18 protein-coding genes are annotated in these 17,858 nt (G+C 63.3%); 8 read left to right on the forward strand and 10 right to left on the reverse strand.

All coding sequences use genetic code 11. The features are described from left to right. Positions 1-70 precede the first annotated feature (70 nt). From NE547_RS00005 to NE547_RS00025, 5 genes are all read right to left on the reverse strand, one after another. Complete coding sequence (locus tag NE547_RS00005) at positions 71-598, reverse strand: nitroreductase (protein WP_256174510.1); 528 nt, start codon at positions 596-598, stop codon at positions 71-73. 257 nt (positions 599-855) lie between these two features. Then, positions 856-1,623 (reverse strand): SDR family NAD(P)-dependent oxidoreductase, encoded by a 768-nt coding sequence (locus NE547_RS00010; RefSeq protein WP_256174425.1) that lies wholly within the window; start codon positions 1,621-1,623, stop codon positions 856-858. A 118-nt stretch (positions 1,624-1,741) separates the two neighbouring features. Beyond that, positions 1,742-3,814: an ABC transporter ATP-binding protein gene (locus tag NE547_RS00015; protein ID WP_256174426.1), complete on the reverse strand. Its 2,073-nt coding sequence runs from the start codon at positions 3,812-3,814 to the stop codon at positions 1,742-1,744. After that, on the reverse strand, positions 3,811-5,547 hold the full coding sequence (locus NE547_RS00020) for an ABC transporter ATP-binding protein (protein WP_256174427.1): 1,737 nt from the start codon (positions 5,545-5,547) through the stop codon (positions 3,811-3,813). The genes NE547_RS00015 and NE547_RS00020 overlap by 4 nt, the downstream gene beginning before the upstream one ends. Continuing rightward, positions 5,532-6,029: a MarR family winged helix-turn-helix transcriptional regulator gene (locus NE547_RS00025; protein WP_256174428.1), complete on the reverse strand. Its 498-nt coding sequence runs from the start codon at positions 6,027-6,029 to the stop codon at positions 5,532-5,534. The genes NE547_RS00020 and NE547_RS00025 overlap by 16 nt, the downstream gene beginning before the upstream one ends. 171 nt (positions 6,030-6,200) lie before the next feature. Between NE547_RS00025 and lexA the strand changes: the two genes are divergently transcribed. The 4 genes from lexA to NE547_RS00045 all read left to right on the forward strand — a co-directional run bounded on the left by lexA (position 6,201) and on the right by NE547_RS00045 (position 8,299). After that, the gene (gene lexA / locus NE547_RS00030) at positions 6,201-6,824 is read left to right on the forward strand and encodes a transcriptional repressor LexA (RefSeq protein WP_256174429.1); all 624 of its coding nucleotides are present in this window, start codon (positions 6,201-6,203) and stop codon (positions 6,822-6,824) included. Between the two features lie 64 nt (positions 6,825-6,888). Continuing rightward, positions 6,889-7,341 carry a VOC family protein gene (locus tag NE547_RS00035; RefSeq protein WP_186908777.1) on the forward strand — a complete coding sequence of 151 codons (453 nt, stop codon included), beginning with the start codon at positions 6,889-6,891 and terminating at the stop codon, positions 7,339-7,341. Between the two features lie 20 nt (positions 7,342-7,361). Then, positions 7,362-7,553 (forward strand): DUF6440 family protein, encoded by a 192-nt coding sequence (locus tag NE547_RS00040; protein ID WP_186908776.1) that lies wholly within the window; start codon positions 7,362-7,364, stop codon positions 7,551-7,553. Further along, positions 7,544-8,299 (forward strand): exodeoxyribonuclease III, encoded by a 756-nt coding sequence (locus NE547_RS00045; protein WP_256174430.1) that lies wholly within the window; start codon positions 7,544-7,546, stop codon positions 8,297-8,299. The genes NE547_RS00040 and NE547_RS00045 overlap by 10 nt, the downstream gene beginning before the upstream one ends. Positions 8,300-8,350: 51 nt before the next feature. Here the strand turns inward: NE547_RS00045 and NE547_RS00050 are convergent, their stop codons facing one another. Further along, a complete protein-coding gene (locus tag NE547_RS00050) occupies positions 8,351-9,280 on the reverse strand; it encodes an AEC family transporter (protein ID WP_256174431.1) in 930 nt (309 codons plus the stop codon). A gap of 535 nt (positions 9,281-9,815) precedes the next feature. Here NE547_RS00050 and NE547_RS00055 point away from each other — a divergent pair. Next, complete coding sequence (locus NE547_RS00055) at positions 9,816-11,063, forward strand: pitrilysin family protein (protein WP_256174432.1); 1,248 nt, start codon at positions 9,816-9,818, stop codon at positions 11,061-11,063. A gap of 77 nt (positions 11,064-11,140) precedes the next feature. Here the strand turns inward: NE547_RS00055 and NE547_RS00060 are convergent, their stop codons facing one another. Further along, the gene (locus tag NE547_RS00060) at positions 11,141-12,025 is read right to left on the reverse strand and encodes a LysR substrate-binding domain-containing protein (protein ID WP_256174433.1); all 885 of its coding nucleotides are present in this window, start codon (positions 12,023-12,025) and stop codon (positions 11,141-11,143) included. 370 nt (positions 12,026-12,395) lie between these two features. On the opposite strand from NE547_RS00060, the gene NE547_RS00065 reads away from it, so the two are divergent. Further along, a complete protein-coding gene (locus tag NE547_RS00065) occupies positions 12,396-12,911 on the forward strand; it encodes a hypothetical protein (RefSeq protein WP_256174434.1) in 516 nt (171 codons plus the stop codon). 572 nt (positions 12,912-13,483) lie between these two features. On the opposite strand, the gene NE547_RS00070 is transcribed toward NE547_RS00065, so the two are convergent. From NE547_RS00070 to NE547_RS00080, 3 genes are all read right to left on the reverse strand, one after another. After that, positions 13,484-14,488 (reverse strand): ATP-binding protein, encoded by a 1,005-nt coding sequence (locus NE547_RS00070; RefSeq protein WP_186908147.1) that lies wholly within the window; start codon positions 14,486-14,488, stop codon positions 13,484-13,486. A gap of 3 nt (positions 14,489-14,491) precedes the next feature. Then, positions 14,492-15,469 carry a DnaD domain protein gene (locus tag NE547_RS00075; RefSeq protein WP_256174435.1) on the reverse strand — a complete coding sequence of 326 codons (978 nt, stop codon included), beginning with the start codon at positions 15,467-15,469 and terminating at the stop codon, positions 14,492-14,494. Between the two features lie 101 nt (positions 15,470-15,570). Next, positions 15,571-16,233 (reverse strand): peroxiredoxin, encoded by a 663-nt coding sequence (locus NE547_RS00080; protein ID WP_186908148.1) that lies wholly within the window; start codon positions 16,231-16,233, stop codon positions 15,571-15,573. A 277-nt stretch (positions 16,234-16,510) separates the two neighbouring features. Between NE547_RS00080 and NE547_RS00085 the strand changes: the two genes are divergently transcribed. Both NE547_RS00085 and NE547_RS00090 read left to right on the forward strand, forming a co-directional pair. Further along, positions 16,511-16,951 (forward strand): Hsp20/alpha crystallin family protein, encoded by a 441-nt coding sequence (locus tag NE547_RS00085; protein ID WP_186908149.1) that lies wholly within the window; start codon positions 16,511-16,513, stop codon positions 16,949-16,951. Between the two features lie 391 nt (positions 16,952-17,342). Beyond that, a complete protein-coding gene (locus NE547_RS00090; RefSeq protein WP_186908150.1) occupies positions 17,343-17,663 on the forward strand; it encodes a cell division protein ZapA in 321 nt (106 codons plus the stop codon). Positions 17,664-17,858: the final 195 nt, after the last annotated feature.

The raw sequence follows: 17,858 nt of genomic DNA on the forward strand, positions 1-17,858 counted from the left end.
CCCCCCCCCCCCCCCCCCCCCCCCCCCCCCCCCCCCCCCCCCCCCCCCCCCCCGGGGCGTTTTTTCCGGATCATTTTACACGGATCACATAGTCCGCCTTGCGTTCGGCGGCGCTCTGGAGTTCGCCGGAGCGGTAGCCCAGGATGCAGTGGCCGATGCCCTCATAGTCGCCCTCGATCCCCCACTGCTTCAGCAGAGCCTTGCCCTCTTCGGAGTCGAATTCCTCCCGGGCCCGGTGGATCCAGCAGGCGTCCAGGCCCGCGGCATGGGCGGCATTGAGCAGGTTGCACATGACGCAGGCGCCGTCATACACATGGGTGGGGAGGCTCTTGTCGGCCAGCACCACCAACACGGTGGGGGCGCCGTAGAAGGGGTCGGCGTCCGGGTTGCCCATGATGGCCGCGTTCATTCTGCGCAGCCGGCCGATGGTCTCCCGGTCCTGCACCGCCACGATCACAGGGGACTGTGCGCCCCGTCCGGTGGGTGCGTAGGTACCGGCCTCCAGCACGGCTTCCAGTTCGGCGTCGGCGATCTGTTCGTTCTTGTAGCTGCGGCAGCTGCGGCGCTCTCTGAGGAGCTTCAGCGCTTCCAGATTCATCATAAACAATGACCTTCCTTTCCTGTTTGATCGTTCGCCTACAGTATACCGGTTTTGGGGCAAAAGGTAAACAGGAAAGCTGCAAATTTTTCCTTGGGGCATTACCGCATCATTCAGCGCGTGCGGATCGGCCCGAAAATTTGTGCCGCAAAAAGGCGCAAAACCGCAGGAACACTTTGTATACTGCAAGGTCTTGCAACGCATTTGCGGGGCGAATCGGCCGCCAAGACGCGCGCGGGGAATTGTGCGGTGATGCCTTAGGGCCGCAGGCCGGAGCCGCCCTGCATGGTAATCGTCTCGCCGGAGATATACTTTGCGTCCTCCGAGCACAGGAACACGGCGGTTCGGCCGATATCCTTCTCCGGGTCGCCGAAGCGGCCGGCGGGGATCCCCTTGATGGTCTGCTCATAGACCGCGGGGTACTCCTCTTTCCACTTTTTCAGCGCGTCGGTCATGACCAGGGGGCAGATGCAGTTGCAGTTGATGCCGTCGGGGCCCCACTCGGTGGCGGCGACCCGGGTCATGCCGCGGATCCCCTCCTTGGCGGCGGCATAGGAGCTCTGGCCGGGCTTCCCGAACAGGCCCGCGCCGGAGGCGAAATTGACCACGGAACCCCGGGCCTGCTTGAGATAGGGGTAAGCGTGCTTCATATAGAAAAACACCGCGTACAGCCCGGAGTAGACGGCCTTGTCAAAGTCCTCCTTGGTGTGCTCGGCCAGAGGAACGCCGGAGGCGGAGTTCTGGGCGTTGTTGATCAAAAAGTCGATGCGGCCGAAGGTATCCGCCGCCTGCTTGACCACGCCCGCCACCTGCTCCTCCACGCCGCCGTCGGCCTGGCAGGCCAGGACCTTGACGCCGTAGAGCCGCTCCAACTCCTCCCTGGCGTCGTCCAGCTTCCTGGTGTTGCGTCCGGTAATGACAAGATCGCACCCCTCCTTGGCAAACGCGGTGGACAGACCGTACCCGATCCCGCCGCCCTTACCGCCGCCGGTGATCACGGCAACCTTGCCGTCAAATTTCCCCATGATGCATATCCTCCTTTGGATCCGCGCCGTCCGCAGGTCATTCCATTTAAACCGGACGGTTCAACATATGATGGTGAACATGATAGCACGCGTCGGAATCGTGCGCAAGTAGATACTTTCAGGAAAGTGTGAACTGACCGGTGTAGAGCTGATAGTAGCGGCCGCGGTGCTCCAAAAGCTGCGCGTGGTCGCCCTTTTCTTCGATTGCGCCGCGCTCGATGACCACGATGCAGTTGGCGTTGCGCACCGTGGACAGGCGGTGGGCGATGACAAAGACGGTGCGGTGCTCCATCAGAGCGTCCATCCCCCGTTCGATGTGCCGCTCGGTGCGGGTGTCGATGGAGGAGGTGGCCTCGTCCAGAATCATCACCGGCGGGTCGGCCACAGCGGCCCGGGCGATGGCCAGCAGCTGCCGCTGGCCCTGGGACAGGTTCCCGCCGTCGCCGGAGACGGGGGTGTCGTAGCCCTGGGGCAGGCGGCGGATAAAGGAATGGGCGTTGGCGCTCTTCGCCGCGGCGACACACTCCTCGTCGGTGGCATCCAGCCGTCCGTAGCGGATGTTGTCCAGGATGGTGCCGGTGAAGAGGTGGGTATCCTGGAGCACCGCCCCCAGGGAGCGGCGCAGGTCCTCCTTCCGAATGGCCCTCACGTCGATGCCGTCATAGGTGATCAGGCCGGAGTCGATCTCGTAAAAACGGTTGATCAGGTTGGTGATGGTGGTCTTGCCCGCGCCGGTGGAACCCACGAAGGCGATCTTCTGGCCCGGATTGGCGTAGACGTTCACCTGTTTCAGGATCGGCTTGCCGGGCACATAGGAAAAGTCCACATCGGTAAAGCGCACGGCCCCCCGCAGCTCGGTGAGCCAGCAGTCCTCGGTGTCCACGCTGCGCACCGCGCCCCGGATCTGGTGGAGAGACGGCGCGCCGTCGGGGCCGGGATACCGCCAGGCCCAGCGGCAGCCCGGCGCGGGCGCGTCCAGTTCCGTCAGCGTCCCGCCGGGGCCTTCGGCGGCCGGGACCAGCGCCAGGCCCGCGTTCTTGGGGGTCTTCCAGGCCCACATGCCCCCACGGCCCGCGTCGGTGCGCTCGGCCAGGCGGCCCGCCGGATCCAAAACGGCAGGCACCAGGGTGATCCTGCCCTCGTCCGCCTCGGGCGCGGTATCCATGACCTCGAACATCCGCTCGGCGCCCGCCAGGGCGGAGAGCACGTTGGTCAGCTGCATGGAGATCTGGTTCAGCGGCTGGCCTATCTGCTTGGAGTAGTTCAGGTAGATCACCAGGCCGCCCAGATCGAAGCCCGTCAGAATGGACATCAGCCCGCCGAAGGCCGCCGTCAGGGCGTAGCTGATGTTCATCAGGTTGTTGGAGACGGGCATGATGGCATTAGAATAAAAGTTGGCGCGGGTGGCCGCGTCCCGGTAGGCGGTGTTGCGGCGCTGGAATTCCTCCTTGGCCGCCCGCTCGTGGGTGAACGCCTTGACCACGCGCAGTCCCTCGATCATCTCCTGGATATTGCCGTTCATGTCGCCCAGGGTGGCCTGCTGCTGCCGGTAATAGTTCCGGCTCTTGCCCCCCAGCCTGGAGAAGAGGAACAGGGTAAGCGCCAGAACAACCACCGTGATGAGGAACAAAAGGGGATTGGTCGCCAGCATGATGACCACCAGTCCCACGAACATCAGGGCGCTGGAGATCAGGGAGACCAGGCTCTGTTCCAGGGCGGTCTGCACGTTGTCCGCGTCGTTGGTAAAGCGGCTCATCAGCTCCCCGTGGGGGTGCCGGTCAAAGTAGGAGAGCGGCAGCGCCTGCAGCTTGTCGAACAGATCCCGGCGCAGCTTGTTCACGCCGCGCTGGGCCAGCCGCACCATGGCCGCCGACTGGGCGTAGGAGGCCGCGGCCCCCACCGCGTAGATGCCAAGCAGCTGGAGCAGGGAGAGGGCCAGCCCCGCGAAGTCCCGGCCGCCGGAGTAGATGAAGTTGTTGATGATGGGCCGCAGCAGATAGGAGCCGCCCAAATTGCTGCCCACCGAGACGAGCAGGCAGAGGAACACCCCCGCCAGGGCCAGCTTGTGACGGGTCAGATAGGTGAGCAGGCGGCGGATGGTCTTCTTCATATCCTTGGGCTTCTGATATCCGCCCCGGGGGCCGCCGCCGGGCCCATGCATGGGCCGCTGCTGTGTTTGACGCTGTGTCATGCTTCCCCCACCCCCTCCTGCTGAGACTGGTAGATCTCCTGATAGATCTCATTGCCCGCCAGCAGCTGCGCATGGGTGCCTATGCCGGCGATGTGGTCGTCCTCCAGGATGATGATCTGGTCCGCGTACTGCACGGAGCTGATGCGCTGGGCAATGATGAGAACGGTGGTATCCTTCAGGTTCTGATGGAAGGATTCCCGTATTTTGGCCTCGGTAGTCGAGTCCACGGCAGAAGTGGAGTCGTCCAGAATCAGCACCGCCGGGCGGCGCAGCATGGCCCGCGCGATGCACAGGCGCTGTTTCTGTCCGCCGGAGACGTTGGTGCCCCCCTGCTCCAGCCAGGTGTCGAACCCGTCGGGCAGGCCCATGATGAAGTCATAGGCCTGGGCGTCCCGGGCGGCCTGGATCAGCTCGTCCTCCGTGGCGTCCGGCTTGCCCCAGAGCAGATTGTCCCGGACCGTACCCGAAAAAAGCACGTTGCTCTGCAGCACCATGCCGATGCGCGCGCGCAGCTCCTCCAGCGGATAATCCCGCACATCCACTCCGTCCAGCAGCACCGCGCCGCCGGTCACGTCGTAGAAACGGGGGATCAGGTTGACCAGGGAGGATTTGCCCACGCCGGTACCGCCCACGATCGCCACAAACTGGCCGGGTTCCACCGTAAAGCTCACATCCCGGAGCACGTCGTCCCCGGTGCCGGTGGCGACATATTTGAAGCAGACGTCCCGGAACTCCACCCTGCCCCGGGGCGCGGGGAGCTCCCGGCTCAGTTCACAGTCCCGGATGTCCGGCGTGGCCCAAAGCACCTCACAGATGCGGCGGGCGCAGGCCTGGGCCCGGGAAAGCTGGAGCAGCGCCATGGCCACCATCATCACGCTCATGAGGATCTGCGCGATGTAGCTGATAAACGAGGAAAGCTGTCCCACCAGCAGCGTGTCGTTCATGACCATCCGTCCGCCGATCCACAGCACCAGTACGGTGGCCACGTTGAGGGAGATCATCATGATGGGCAGCATGGCGATGATCCGCATGCCCACGTTCAGGGAGGCGGCGGTCAGCTCATCGTTGGAGCGCATGAACTTGGTCTTTTCATACCCCTCCCGGACAAAGGCCTTCACCACCCGGATGGCCACCAGATTTTCCTGCACGGTGTTGTTCAGGTTGTCGATTTTCTTCTGCATCACCTCAAACAGGCGGCTGCAGATCTTCATCAGCAGCACGATGGCCGCCGCCATGACCGGGATGACGGCCAGCAGCACCAGGGAGAGCCTGGGGCTGATGGACGCGGTGACGATGAGGGCGGCAACGAGGGTCACCGGCGCCCGGGTGAGCATCCGCAGGCCGATGGCCAGCATCATGGTGATGGCGTTGACGTCGTTGGTCATGCGGGTAATGAGCGAGGCGGAAGAAAACCGGTCGATGTCCGCAAAGGAAAATTCCTGTACCTGGTCGAACAGCCCCTGGCGGAGGTTTGCGCCGAAGCCCTGGCTGCACACGGCGGAAAACCGGGCCGAGAGCACCCCGAAGGCCATGGCGGCCAGGGAGAGCGCCAGCATGGCCGCGCCCATGCGCAGGATATAGGGCACCTGCGCGCCGGCGATGCCCACATCCACAATCTTGGCCATGACCAGGGGCAGCGCCAGTTCGCAGAGCACCTCCAGCACCACCATCAGCGGAGCCAGCAGGGCGTACTTTTTGTACTCCCGCAGGTAAGAAGCTAAGGTCTTGAGCAATTGCATCCCAACCTTTCAAAAGGGTCCCCCGCGGGGCTGTCCCCGGGGGTCAGATTGTCCAGTATCCGCAGATGCAGGGCGGTGAGGGTCTCCCGCTCCTGAGCGGTAAAACCGGCGAGCATCTGCGCGTCCGCCGCCGCCAGGGCGTCCCGGCAGGTTTCCACCGCCGCCGCCCCCCGGGGCGTGATGACCACGCGCTTGCGGCGCTGGTCGCCCGGGTCCCCCCGTCGCGCCACATAGCCCGCGCGCTCCAGGGACTGCAGAGACATGGCGATGGCCGCGGGAGAGATGCGCAGGGCGTCGGCCAGCTCCCGCTGATAGGCCCCTCCCCCTTCCGCGCCCCGGCGCTTGAGCAGCATCAGGATCATGGGCGATCCGACGCCTTCCAGGCCCATGGCGCTCAGCTTTGTCTGTACCGCATTGCGATGGAGCCGGTGGATGGCGTGCACCAGAATGCCCGGCAGATCAGGCCGTGGGTTCATCCCAAGCACTTCCTTTCGTTAACCGCTTAATCGTTAAGAGCTTATCTAGTTTAGACGCTTCCCGCCCCAAAATCAAGGGCCATTTTGCAAATTGCTTAGAACAAATGTTTGCAGTTTTGCGAAAACTATGTTATAGTAAGCGTGGATCACGCGAAAAAAGGAGGGTCTGCCATGAAAAAGCTATCCCCCAAGCAGCAGCAGATCTACGACTATATCATCGACTTCGCCGCCCGGCACGGCTATCCCCCTTCCGTGCGGGAAATCGGGGAGCACGTGGGGCTCAAATCCCCCTCCACCGTTCACTTTCATCTGAAGGGGCTGGAGGCGGCGGGCCTGATCACCAAGGCCGAGGGGAAGACCCGCTCCATTACGGCCTGCGGCGCGCAGCACGTCCCGCAGGCCCGGCTTCCGGAGCCGGAGGAGCGGGCGGACCAGGTGCCCGTGGTGGGCAGTGTGGCCGCCGGAGCGCCCATTCTGGCGCAGGAGTGCATCGAGGATTATCTGACGTTCGATACCGGCGGCCTCGCCGGGGAGCACTTCGCCCTTCAGGTGCGGGGGGAATCCATGAAGTACGCGGGCATCCTGCCGGGCGACCTGGTGGTGGTCCACCAGCAGCAGGAGGCCCGCAGCGGCGAGATCGTGGTGGCCCTCTTGGAAGACGAAGCCACGGTGAAGACCCTGCGCCGCAAGGACGGGCACACCTGGCTCATGCCGGAGAACCCGGATTATGAGCCCATCGACGGCGACGGCTGTGAGATCCTGGGCAAGGTCGTGGCTGTGGTGCGGCGGTACTGAGCCGTCCGCCGCTTCCCGCCGTGCCCGCTCCCAACCGCCTTGCGACCATAAGGAGGATTGCGCCATGCGCCCACGCATCGACCATCTGGACATCACCGTGAAGGACCTGGACCGGGAGGAGGTCTTTTACGACGCCCTGCTGCCCCTTCTTGGCTTCGAGCTGACCATGAAGGCCAAGGGGGACGAGCCCGCCTATGAGTACCGGGCCGTCGATTACAGCGGAGCGGAATTTTCCCTGTCCCTGATCTGCCCGCGGCCCGACTTTGCGGAGGAGACCGTCTGCCGCCGCCGTCCCGGCGCGGTGCACCACCTGGCCTTTGGCGCGGACAGCCGGGAGGAGGTGGACCGGGTCTACGCCCAGGTAAAGGACCTTCCCGGCGTGACCATCGTCTCCCCGCCCAAGCTCTGGGCAGAGTATACCCCGGATTACTACGCTTTTTTCTTTAAGGACCCGGACGGCATCAAGCTGGAGGTGGTCCACTTCGACCGCCGGGGCTGGTTCGGCGGCAGTGTATGACCGATTGAGAGGAGACGCGTATGGGAAAGAACGATCGGTTTCAGGTCGTATATACGCAGGGCGTGACGGAGACCGTCCGCATCCTGCTGGATACCCAGACGGGGGCGCTCTATCTGCAGACGATCAGCGGCTACGCCGGCGGGCTCACGCCTTTGCTGGACGGCGCGGGCAAACCCATGCGATGGGGGACGGAGGCGGACGCATGCATCTGATCTCCTGGAACGTCAACGGCCTGCGCGCCTGCCTGGGCAAGGGCTTTCTGGACTTTTTCCGCGCCGCGGACGCCGACGTTTTCTGTCTTCAGGAGACGAAGCTCCAGCCCCACCAAATCGAACTGGAGCTGCCCGGCTATCATCAGTACTGGAACAGCGCCGAAAAGAAGGGCTATTCCGGCACCGCCCTGTTTACCCGGACGGCGCCGCAGAGCGTCTCCTATGGGATCGGCGCCGCGCAGCACGATACCGAAGGGCGGGTCATTACGGCGGAATTTTCTGATTTTTACCTAGTGAACTGCTACACCCCCAACGCCCAGCGGGGCTTGGCCCGGCTGGATTACCGCATGGCCTGGGAGGACGCCTTTTTCGTCTATCTGAAAGCCCTGGAGGCCCAAAAACCGGTGGTGCTGTGCGGGGACCTGAACGTGGCGCATCAGGAGATCGACCTGAAGAATCCAAAGTCCAACCGCGGCAACGCGGGCTTCAGCGACGAGGAGCGCGCCAAGATGTCCCGCCTGCTGGCGGGCGGCTTTACCGACACCTTCCGGCAGCTCTACCCGGAGCGCACCGGGGCCTACACCTGGTGGAGCTATCTGTATCACGCCCGGGAGAACAACGCAGGGTGGCGCATCGACTATTTCATCGTCTCCAACGCCCTGACCCCCCGGGTCGGGGACAGCGTGATCCACGCGGACGTGTACGGCAGCGACCACTGCCCGGTGGAATTGATTCTGAACGGATAAAACACCGCCCCCTCCGGCCTGATCCGGAGGGGGCGGTGCTGCGATCTGCGCTCAGGCCCCGCCCGCCAGTTTCGCCAGCAGGACGAAGGCGGGCAAGGTGAGGATGGAGAACAGGGTGGTGAGGGTGACGACCTGGGCTCCGGCGACCGCATCCCGTTCAAACTGCTGGGCAAACATGGAGGCGGTACCGCCGGTGGGCGTGGCGGCCAGAATGATTAGAGCGGAATAGAGCACCGGGTCCAGCCCCAGGGGGTACAGCACCAGCAGGGTCAGGGCCGGCATGGCGGCGAGCTTGAGGAAGGCGGCCAGATAAAGCCGCCGGTCCCGGAAGGTGGCCCCCAGATCGGCAAAGGCCATCTGCGCCCCGATGACGATCATGGCCAGAGGGGTGTTCATGTCTCCGAGGAAACTCACCGCGCTGCCCACGACGGGCGGGAGGCGTATCCCCAGCAGGAACAGGGGCAGGCCCACGGCGGTAGCCAGGATTCCGGGGTTGAGGACGGCGCGCTTCAGGGAGAAGCGGCGCCTTCCCCCCATCAGCAGGATGCCATGGCTCCAGTTGTAGGCATTAAAGACGATAAAAATCACCGTCACGTAGAGCATCCCGGGCGTACCCAGCACGGCCCGGATCAGCGGTATGCCCATAAACCCCACGTTTCCGTAGACCACGCCGAACTGAAGGGGCGCGCGGGTGTCCGGCGGCTGACGGCGGAAAAAGGGCAGGATCAGCAGGCAGTAGACGGCGTACAGCCCCGCCGTCACCAGCGCCGCCGCCCCCATGGAGCGCAGCACTTCCGGGCTGCATTCCGTCTGCAGCGTGTTCACGATGAGACAGGGGATAACGACATAGAGCAGCAAAAAGGTCATCCGCGGCAGATTGTCCCGGGTCAGCTTGCCCAGCCTGGCCAGCACAAACCCCACCGCCATCATCAAAAACAGCGTCCCCACCTGAGAGGCCACCAAAAACAGATTCTCCCGCATTTGCGATCCGACCTTATCCTTCCGTTCGTTCGCGCAGAAACGACGATTTCGCTGAGGATCAGTATAGCAAGTTTCGCCTCTCCTGTAAAGCCAAAGAGCCATGCGCGCCTTGCGCTGGGACGGCGTACGGCCTGGGCTGGCGATCCGTTTGGTGCGGCGCGGACCGCTCCGCCGCTGTGCCCGCTGGGCGGACTCGGGGCGTCATGCGGAATTTCCCGGCTGACAAGCGCCTGCGGATATGGTATAATAGCTGCGATACGGTTATGATACCGCTTGAGCGGCACGGTCTGCTCCCGCCCTGCAGGCTTCAACCGCGGACGCCGCCGCGTGCCCCTTGCCCGGCACGTCCGGTCCGCCCCCTGCGGGACGGCCGCGCCGGAACCGCAGCACGACCCCATTTGAACCAGAAGGAGCGAGGCGTGATGACAAAAACAAAAGTCCTGGGTTATCTGGCCCTTGTCCTGCTCTGCACGGCGGTGGTTTTACTGCTGATCGCCCTGCGCGGGTCCTAAATTCAATTACAAGAGGTCTTTTCATGTACGAAACGATCCCCCTTCCCAACGGGGTGCGCATCCTGACCGAGCGGGTGCCCTATGTGCGCTCGGCCGCTCTGGGCATCTGGGTGGGCACCGGCTCCCGTCACGAGCGAAGCGGCGCCAACGGCGCCGCCCATTTTATTGAGCATATGCTGTTCAAGGGCACCCAGCACCGCACCGCCGAGAAGCTGGCCGGGGAAATGGACGCGGTGGGCGGACAGATCAACGCCTTTACCACCAAAGAGTGCACCTGCTTTTACGCCCGGGTGCTGGATACCCACCTCGCCCAGGCCGCCGATATCCTGTGCGATATGTTCTTCTCCTCCCGGTTCGACGAGGCCGACGTTGCCACCGAGCGGGGCGTCATCCTGGAGGAGATCGGCATGTACGAGGACAACCCCGAGGATCTGTGCGCCGAGCGGCTGGCGGCGGCGGTCTTTCAGGGCACCCCTCTGGCCCGTCCCATCCTGGGCCGCAAGGCCACCCTGGAGAAAATGAGCGGAGCCTGGCTGCGGGACTACAAGGCCGCCCACTATGGCCCGGAGCGGATCGTGGTGGCGTTGGCGGGCAGCTTTGCCCAGGCCGACGTGGACTCCCTGCGCGCCCGCTTTTCCGCCATGGAGGCCAGGCCCCTTCCCCCCTCCCCGCCGGGGCGCTACACCCCTGCCGTCACGGTCAAACGCAAGGCCATCGAGCAAAACCACCTGACCCTGGCCTTCCCCGGCCTGCCCTTTGCCGACGAGCGGCGCTTTACCCTCCAGCTGCTCTCCTCCATCCTGGGGGGCGGCATGTCCTCCCGTCTGTTCCAGCAGGTCCGGGAACAGCGCGGACTGTGCTACTCCATCTACTCCTATGGCACCTGCCATGACGATACCGGCTATTTCGGGGTCTATACCGCCTTGGGCCGGGAGACGGAGGGAGCGGCGCTGGAGACGGTCTTCTCCGTCATTCGGGACTTTGCCGAGCATGGGGTCACGGAGGATGAGCTCTCCCGCGCCCGGGAGCAGTCCAAGGCCAATGTGCTCATGGGGCTGGAGTCCACCCAGTCCCGCATGAGCAGTTTGGGCCGGGGGGCGCTGCTGGTGGGCCGGGTACTGGACGAAGACGAGGTCATCGCCCGCTACGACGCGGTCACCCGGGAGGACGTACGCCGGCTGGCCCAGGAGCTGTTCCAGTTTCAGAACGCCTCCCTCTCGGCAGTCGGCCGGGTCGGGAGTGCCGACGCCTACCGGGCGCTGCTGCAGTAAACAGTCAAAAACAGGCCTGCTGCAAAAAACCGGGCGGCCGTATGCCGCCCGGTTTTGTTCGCTGCAGCGCGCGCTTTTCAGGTCTCCAGGCATTGGATGAACTCCTCCAGCCGCGGGGTGTTCTCCTTGCTCCAGCACACGGAGATTGAGGGCTGCTGCCAGCCCTCCAGCACGGGGGTGGGGTAAAACAGGAGCTCGCCGCCCTGGTTGCGGTAAAACTCCCGGAATGCCACGCTGACTCCCTTGCCCGCCTGGAGCGCCAGTTCCATGGCGTTGATGCTGTTGAAATACTTGAACTCCGGCTCAAACCCCAGCTTGCGGCAGTGGGTCAGCACCGTGTCGCTGGCGTAGGTGGAATAGTTGGGCGCAAAGGCATAGATCACCTGGCCCTTCAGGTCGGACAGGGTGACCTGCTCCCGCCGGGCCAGGGGGTGGCGCCTGGAGAGGATGATAAAGACGTCCATATCCCGCAGATTGCGGAACTGGTAGCGGTCGGGCAGGCGTGCCACCTCATAATTGAAGGTGACGATGGCGTCCACCTGACCCATGAAAAGCCACTCCTGCACCTGCAGGAAGCCGCCGATCTCATACTCCAGCTCCCCGCCGGGATGGGCCTCATTATAGGCGCTCAGCCGGGGCAGCACAAAGTCCACCACGCCGCACAGCTCCAAAAGGCCGATGCGGATGGAGGGCCGCCCCGCGTCCTGCACCGCCCGGGCACGGACCACCGCCTGATCGCAGCGCTCCAGCATGGCGCTCCATTCCCCCTGGAGCAGTTTGCCCGCGTCGGTGAGGGCCACCTTGGCGGTGCTGCGCTCGAACAGGCGCACGCCGATCTCCCGTTCCAGCTTGGCCACCTGCTTGCTGACGCACTGCTGGGACACAAACAGCCGTGCCGCCGCCGCCGTGAAGTTCAGACACTCGGCCACCTCTAAAAAATACTTGATCTGGATCAGGTTCACGGGTGGGACCTCCTTTCCGGGGCTTCCCCTTCCTGGGTTTTATTATATCAAAACCTCTGGTTGTTGTATATTGCAAAAATCCTCCCCATGAATTTTTTCAAAAAATCTGTACGGAAACCGGACGCCGGTGCGTGATCGGAGCGGGAGGGAATTCGGCTCCCGGCCGGCAGGTCGGTGCGTTCAAACGGCGGCTGAATGGAAAAACAGAGACAGGCACAGGCAATCTCCAGAGAAATCTTGCTTCAGGCCATGTTCGGCTTCAATCGAAACAGGAAAAATTGCGCCTTGAAGTTTGGCCACGATTGCGTTATCGTATCCGTGTGACCCGAAGTCCACGCCCCAGATATACAGCCGAAAGGAGCCCGTATACATGCATAACGTCAAGTCCTCCGTTAGAATTCCGATCCTTGTGACTGCGCTGGCGTGCTCTCTGGCGTTCAACCTAGTGCAGTATGCGGCGAAAAAAGCCCCCCTCCCGCCGCTCGGCGGGACCTACCGTACTGCGGAAACCACGCCAGGCGCCGGCGCGTATCTGGTTTTTGACCGCAACGGGAATTACTGCAGGTACGCGCAAGCGCAAGGCGTGTTTGAAATCGGGACATATGCCGAAGGGGGAGAAAACCAGATTTCCTTAACTGCAAGCACGGGGGCATACCGCTGTGTTCTGCGGACAAGGGACGCCACCTATTTATTTGCAGACGCCGATTTGATCTCCTTCACCAAGCAATCCGATATCCCCAGCTTTTCCGGACGCGCCGGGGAGCATCCTCCGGAGTGGGGCCCTGCCGGCACAGGCCAATCACTGCCGGCAGCCGCGAAGACGCATTCGGAGTACAATGCGACACACGAGCGGTATGAATCAACGGAGACGGCAAAAAGCGGGTGAAGCGAAGCGCATGGTTGCAGGCAAAAAGAGCAAAGAGCAAGTTTTATGTGAGATCGGGGGCCGATTTTGCATCGAATCCATCCCCTTTGAACAGGTGGACCAGGCCACGCAGGAGGCGCTGAAACGAGAGGCAAGCTATTTATAAAGAGCGAAACCAAACGCTCAGCGCATTGACGCGCCGGCGCTATTACCTGGCAGCGGATACGCCGGAGAGCAGACCCTGCTCCAACTACCTGCGTGACCGGTACCGGGAAGCGCCGGCCCTGTATCTCCGGGGCGATCCGGAGAAGCCGTACGTATCCTCTAATTGCGAGATGCCGCCCATTGAGCCGGGGTTAATGGCAGGGATAGGCGAGTCGGATGCCGCCCGCAGGACGAAGCAATACCGCAGCCATCTGATCGATCTCAAATTGTTCCGTCAGATGCGGGAGGAGAACAAGTCCCGACCGGGCGCACCGCAAGCGGCCAAGGGGGGCCACCCATCCCCCGCTCCGCCGCTCCCCATGCGACCGGATCGGCAAACAGAGCGGCCCCGGGGAACGGACCTGCGTTCCCCGGGGCCTTTTACGGCGTTACAGCCGCTGCTTGCGCAAAAGCCGGATATCCTCGCCGTAGAAGGGGAGCACCCGGTATTCCCCCTCCAGCCGGGAGGCGATCTGGCCGGTGTAGCGGCGGCGTACCTCGTCCATGGACAGGTTGGAGGAGATCACCGTCCGCTTGTCCGCCATCAGGCGGGCGTTGACCAGGGTATACAGGGCGGACTGGACAAAGGGGGTAGTCAGCTCGCTGCCCAGGTCGTCCAGGATCAGCAGATCGCAGCCCAGATACCGCCGGGTCTCGTCCCGGGCCTCCTCCGCGTCCAGCTTGTCCCGAGCAAATTTCTGCTCCTCAAAGCGGGCAAAAATATTCACCGCCGTATCATAGACCACGGAAAAGCCGTTTTCCGACACGGTGCGGGCGATACAGGCGGACAAAAAGGTCTTCCCGAGCCCCGGGGCGCCGGTCAGGAAGAGGTTTTTGAAGTAGAATTTTCCAAACTTCTGGGCGTAATTCAGGCACACCTCATAGATAAACTCCATGTTCTCCCGGGGGGAGACGGCCTCCCCCGGCCAGGCCTGGGCATTATAGTAGTCCAGGGAAAACGCGTCAAAGGACTGCTCTCCCAGTTCCAGCAGCTTGGACAGCTCCCGGATCTGCTCCTGGGCGCAGAGCGTTTTCAAACAGGTGCACATCTCCACGCCGATCCACCCCGTATCCTTACATTTGGGGCAGGCGGGACGCTCGTCCAGGGCGTCGGCCGGATAGCCCGCACCGGTCAGCAGGGCGGTGCGTTCGGCCTGCAGGTCCAGGTTCCGGTCCCGGATCACGCCGATGGCGGGGGCCGGGTCCCGGCCCTCCCGCAGGGAGGCTGAAATGATCTGCAAAATGGTCCCCCGCAGCTGCCTGTCGATCTCCGCCACCCGGGGCAGGCGCCGGTAGATCTCCGCCCGCCGGCGCTCCAGCTCCCGCGCCCGGTCCTCCCGGGCTTCCTCCAGACGCCGGGCGGCCCGGCGCAGAACGCTCGCCTCGTAGGCCATGGCTTATCCCCCCTCCTCACGCTGTTTTTTCATAAAGGCCCGCATCCGCTCCAGGTCCTCCCGTACCCGCGCGTCCGCCTCGCCTGGGGCGGCGGAGCGCCCGGGTTCCGCCGCCCCCGCCCGGACCGGCCGCGGCCGGTCTCCCGCCTCGATCTCCGCCAGGGTATGCAGGTTCTTTTTGTGCCAGAGGCACAAGATCCCGTTCATGTAATCCCAGTCCATGCCCTGCTTTTTGTATACCGTCTTTTCGTAAGCAAGGCGGAGGGCCTCGTCCCCAAAGCCCATATCCGTCCAGGCTGCGATCTTTTTCCGTTCCTTCTCCACCAGGGGACGGGGCTTCTGATCCAGCAGGCGCAGGATCTCCCCTTCCCGGGTACGCAGGGTCGCCAGGCGCTTCAGGTGCTGCTCGGCGGCCTCCAGCGTATCCGCCCCCTGCCGCTTCCAAAGGAAGCCTTCCTTCTGGACCTGCGACATGCTGGGCACCCGCCCGGGCCCGTACTTGCGCTGGAATTCCTCCACGCACCAGCTCACCAGCAGGCAGATGACCTCCGGGGGCAGGCCCAGGTAGTCGTACAGGGTAAACAGGCTCTTGAGCCCGGCCGTGGAGAGGATCTTCCCCAGCCGCCGCTGGACCTCGGCGACCAGGCCCGGAAAGCCGGAGCGTCCGTCCTCCAGTTCCCGCGTAATGTCGGCGGCGGAGTATTCCGGCGGCCCCTCCGGCTCCGGCGGCGCCGGAGGAGGAGCCGGCTGGGCGCTTTGTTCCGCCAGGCCCAGCTGCGCCAGCGCCTCCAGGGCGGCGTCCAGCCGCACCCCGTCCCAGCGCAGGGCCCTCCGGGCCGCGTCTGGTGCGGCGGAACGCCCGTGACGCAGCAGCCACAGGTAGAGCAGCGCCGCGTCTCCGTTCCCGGCGCGCAGCAGCCGGTCCGCCGCCGGACCGGTCATCGATACGATCTCTCCAGGCAGCAGCAGCTCCTGTGCCACGGGCGTCCCTCCCTCCGCAGGTATTGTGTTTCTATCATATCACAACCTTCCGTTGTTGTACACAAAAAACATCTGCGGGCATTCCGTTCTGCCGCCCTCCGCTACTGCTTTGCCTCGCCCGGGATCTGCCGGCTGCACAGGAACCAGTCCTCACACTCCAGATGCTGGGCCTGCGGGTTGTTCTGCCGGGAGAGCAGTTCGTCATAGGTCCGGGGCGGCGGCACCAGGGCCGGCTGTCCCGGCTGCCAGTTGGCGGGGGTGACCACATGCTCCCGGTCCGTGGTCTGAAGCGCGGTGAGCAGCCGCAGGATCTCCGGTATGCTGCGGCCGTTGGTCAGCGGGTAGACCAAAATGGCCCGGATGGTCTGCTCCGGGTCGATGAAAAACACATTGCGCACGGTCTCCTGACGGCTCACATCGGGCGCCATCATCCCGTAGAGCCGCGCGATCTCGCCGGTGCGGTCCGCAATGATTGGAAATGGTACCTGTACGCCGGTCGCCACGTAGATGGCGTAGACCCACGCCAGATGGGACGGGTTACTGTCGATGCTCAGTCCCAGCAGCTGGGCGCCGCGGGCTTCAAATTGGGGCTGCGCCTTGGAAAAGGCAAGAAACTCGGTGGTGCAGACCGGCGTAAAGTCGCCGGGGTGAGAAAAAAGAACGACCCATTTGCCCTGATAGTCGGACAGCTTGATGGGCCCGAAGGTGGTGGCTGCGGAAAAATCGGGCGCCTTCATGCCGATGCGGATACAGTTGTTCTCCACGCGGAATAACCTCCATTCTGTACCGCTATCTTATGCAGAAGATAGGCGCATCGTGCCGGATGCGCCCGCGCGCCAAGCCCGCTTCCAGGCCCCAGCGGAGCAGTTCCCCGGAATTTGTGACTTTTCTTTGCATAATATATTGTTTTTTTGTAAACGTTAGCACTCTCATATTGACAGTGCTAATCCGCCGGTCTATGATAAGGGCGTACCAAGAAAGAGGGACCGGAGCGGCCCCTCCGCAGGGCATAAGGTAAGACGACGAATGGAGGAATGACTTATGTTGCCCAGCATTTTTGGTGAGAACCTGTTTGACGACTTCTTTGATTCCGGTTTCGACCGGGCCTTCTGGGGCGGGCGCGATGCGCTGTACGGCAAGCATGCCAAGCACCTGATGAAGACCGACGTGAAAGAGCGACCGGAGGAATACGAGCTGGCCGTAGATCTGCCCGGCTTTCAGAAGGACGAGGTGAACGTGGGCCTGGAGAACGGCTATCTGACCATCCGCGCCGCCAAGGGCCTGGATAAGGACAAAACGGACAAGGACGGCAAATACATCCGTCAGGAACGGTACGCCGGAGTCTGCACCCGCAGTTTTTATGTGGGCGATGTGAAGCCGGAGGAAATCCGCGCCAAGTACGAGTCCGGCGTTCTGACGCTGCACATCCCCAAGCGGGACGTCAAGACCGCGCAGCAGCCCAACCGCATCGCAATCGAATAAGGTCTTTCCGGCGGGGCCGGGGCGCGAGCAAAACTCGTGCCCGGGCCCTTTGACATTTTCGAGCGTTTCCACCAAAACCCGCAAAGTTCATGAAGATTTTATTTTTAATTTACGGCAGCTATGCTATAATAATACGAACGGGCGCAGCCGCTTTTCGGTTGATTCCCGCGGTTTTGCCGCATTTGTTTGAACGGCGGCTGCATCCGTCCGCAGTTTCGTACTTCAGGACCGGTTTCCATGCGCCCTTCCACCGGCGCGCAAATGATGCGGCGCGTTCCGGCCGCCTTGCCCAAAGCACTTGCACCGGAAGACGCCTGTATGTTCCAGGCTTGCGGCTTTGCGCCGTATGCAGTATAATGAAACTAGATTCGTATGGTCAGGAGGGCTTTCCATGAAGAACCGCGTCACCGTAACCATTGCCGGGCAGGAGTATACCCTCGTCGCCGCCGAGGATGTGCGTTACGTCCAGAGGGTCGCCAGCCATGTGGACGCCAAGGTGCAGGAGGTGCTGGACGGCGCGAAGGTCTCCATGGTGGACGGCGCCGTTCTGGCTGCGGTAAACATCGCCGACGAGTATTTCAAGGAAGTGGAGACCGCCGAGAACCTGCGCCGTCAGCTCAAGGAGTACCTGGAGGAGGCCACCAAGATGAAGCTGGAGCTCTCCGAGGCCAAACGCGAGATTTTTAAGCTTCAGAACCAAAAGGCCAAATAGGCCGCCGCCTTACCAGGTCCGGAAATTTGATCGCCCCGGAGGTCCTTATGTTAGAGCTGCTTTCTCCTGCCGGTTCCATGGAGGCGCTGTTCCCCGCGCGACCGGCCGCGCGGGGGCCCCTTTGATTCGAGCTTATCACCGGACGGGAGTGAATCCCGTCCGGCTCCGCCGCTTCCGCGGCGGGGCGGCCGCCGC

This window comes from Flavonifractor sp. DFI.6.63, from assembly GCF_024462255.1.
Taxonomy (GTDB): domain Bacteria; phylum Bacillota; class Clostridia; order Oscillospirales; family Oscillospiraceae; genus Lawsonibacter_A; species Lawsonibacter_A hominis.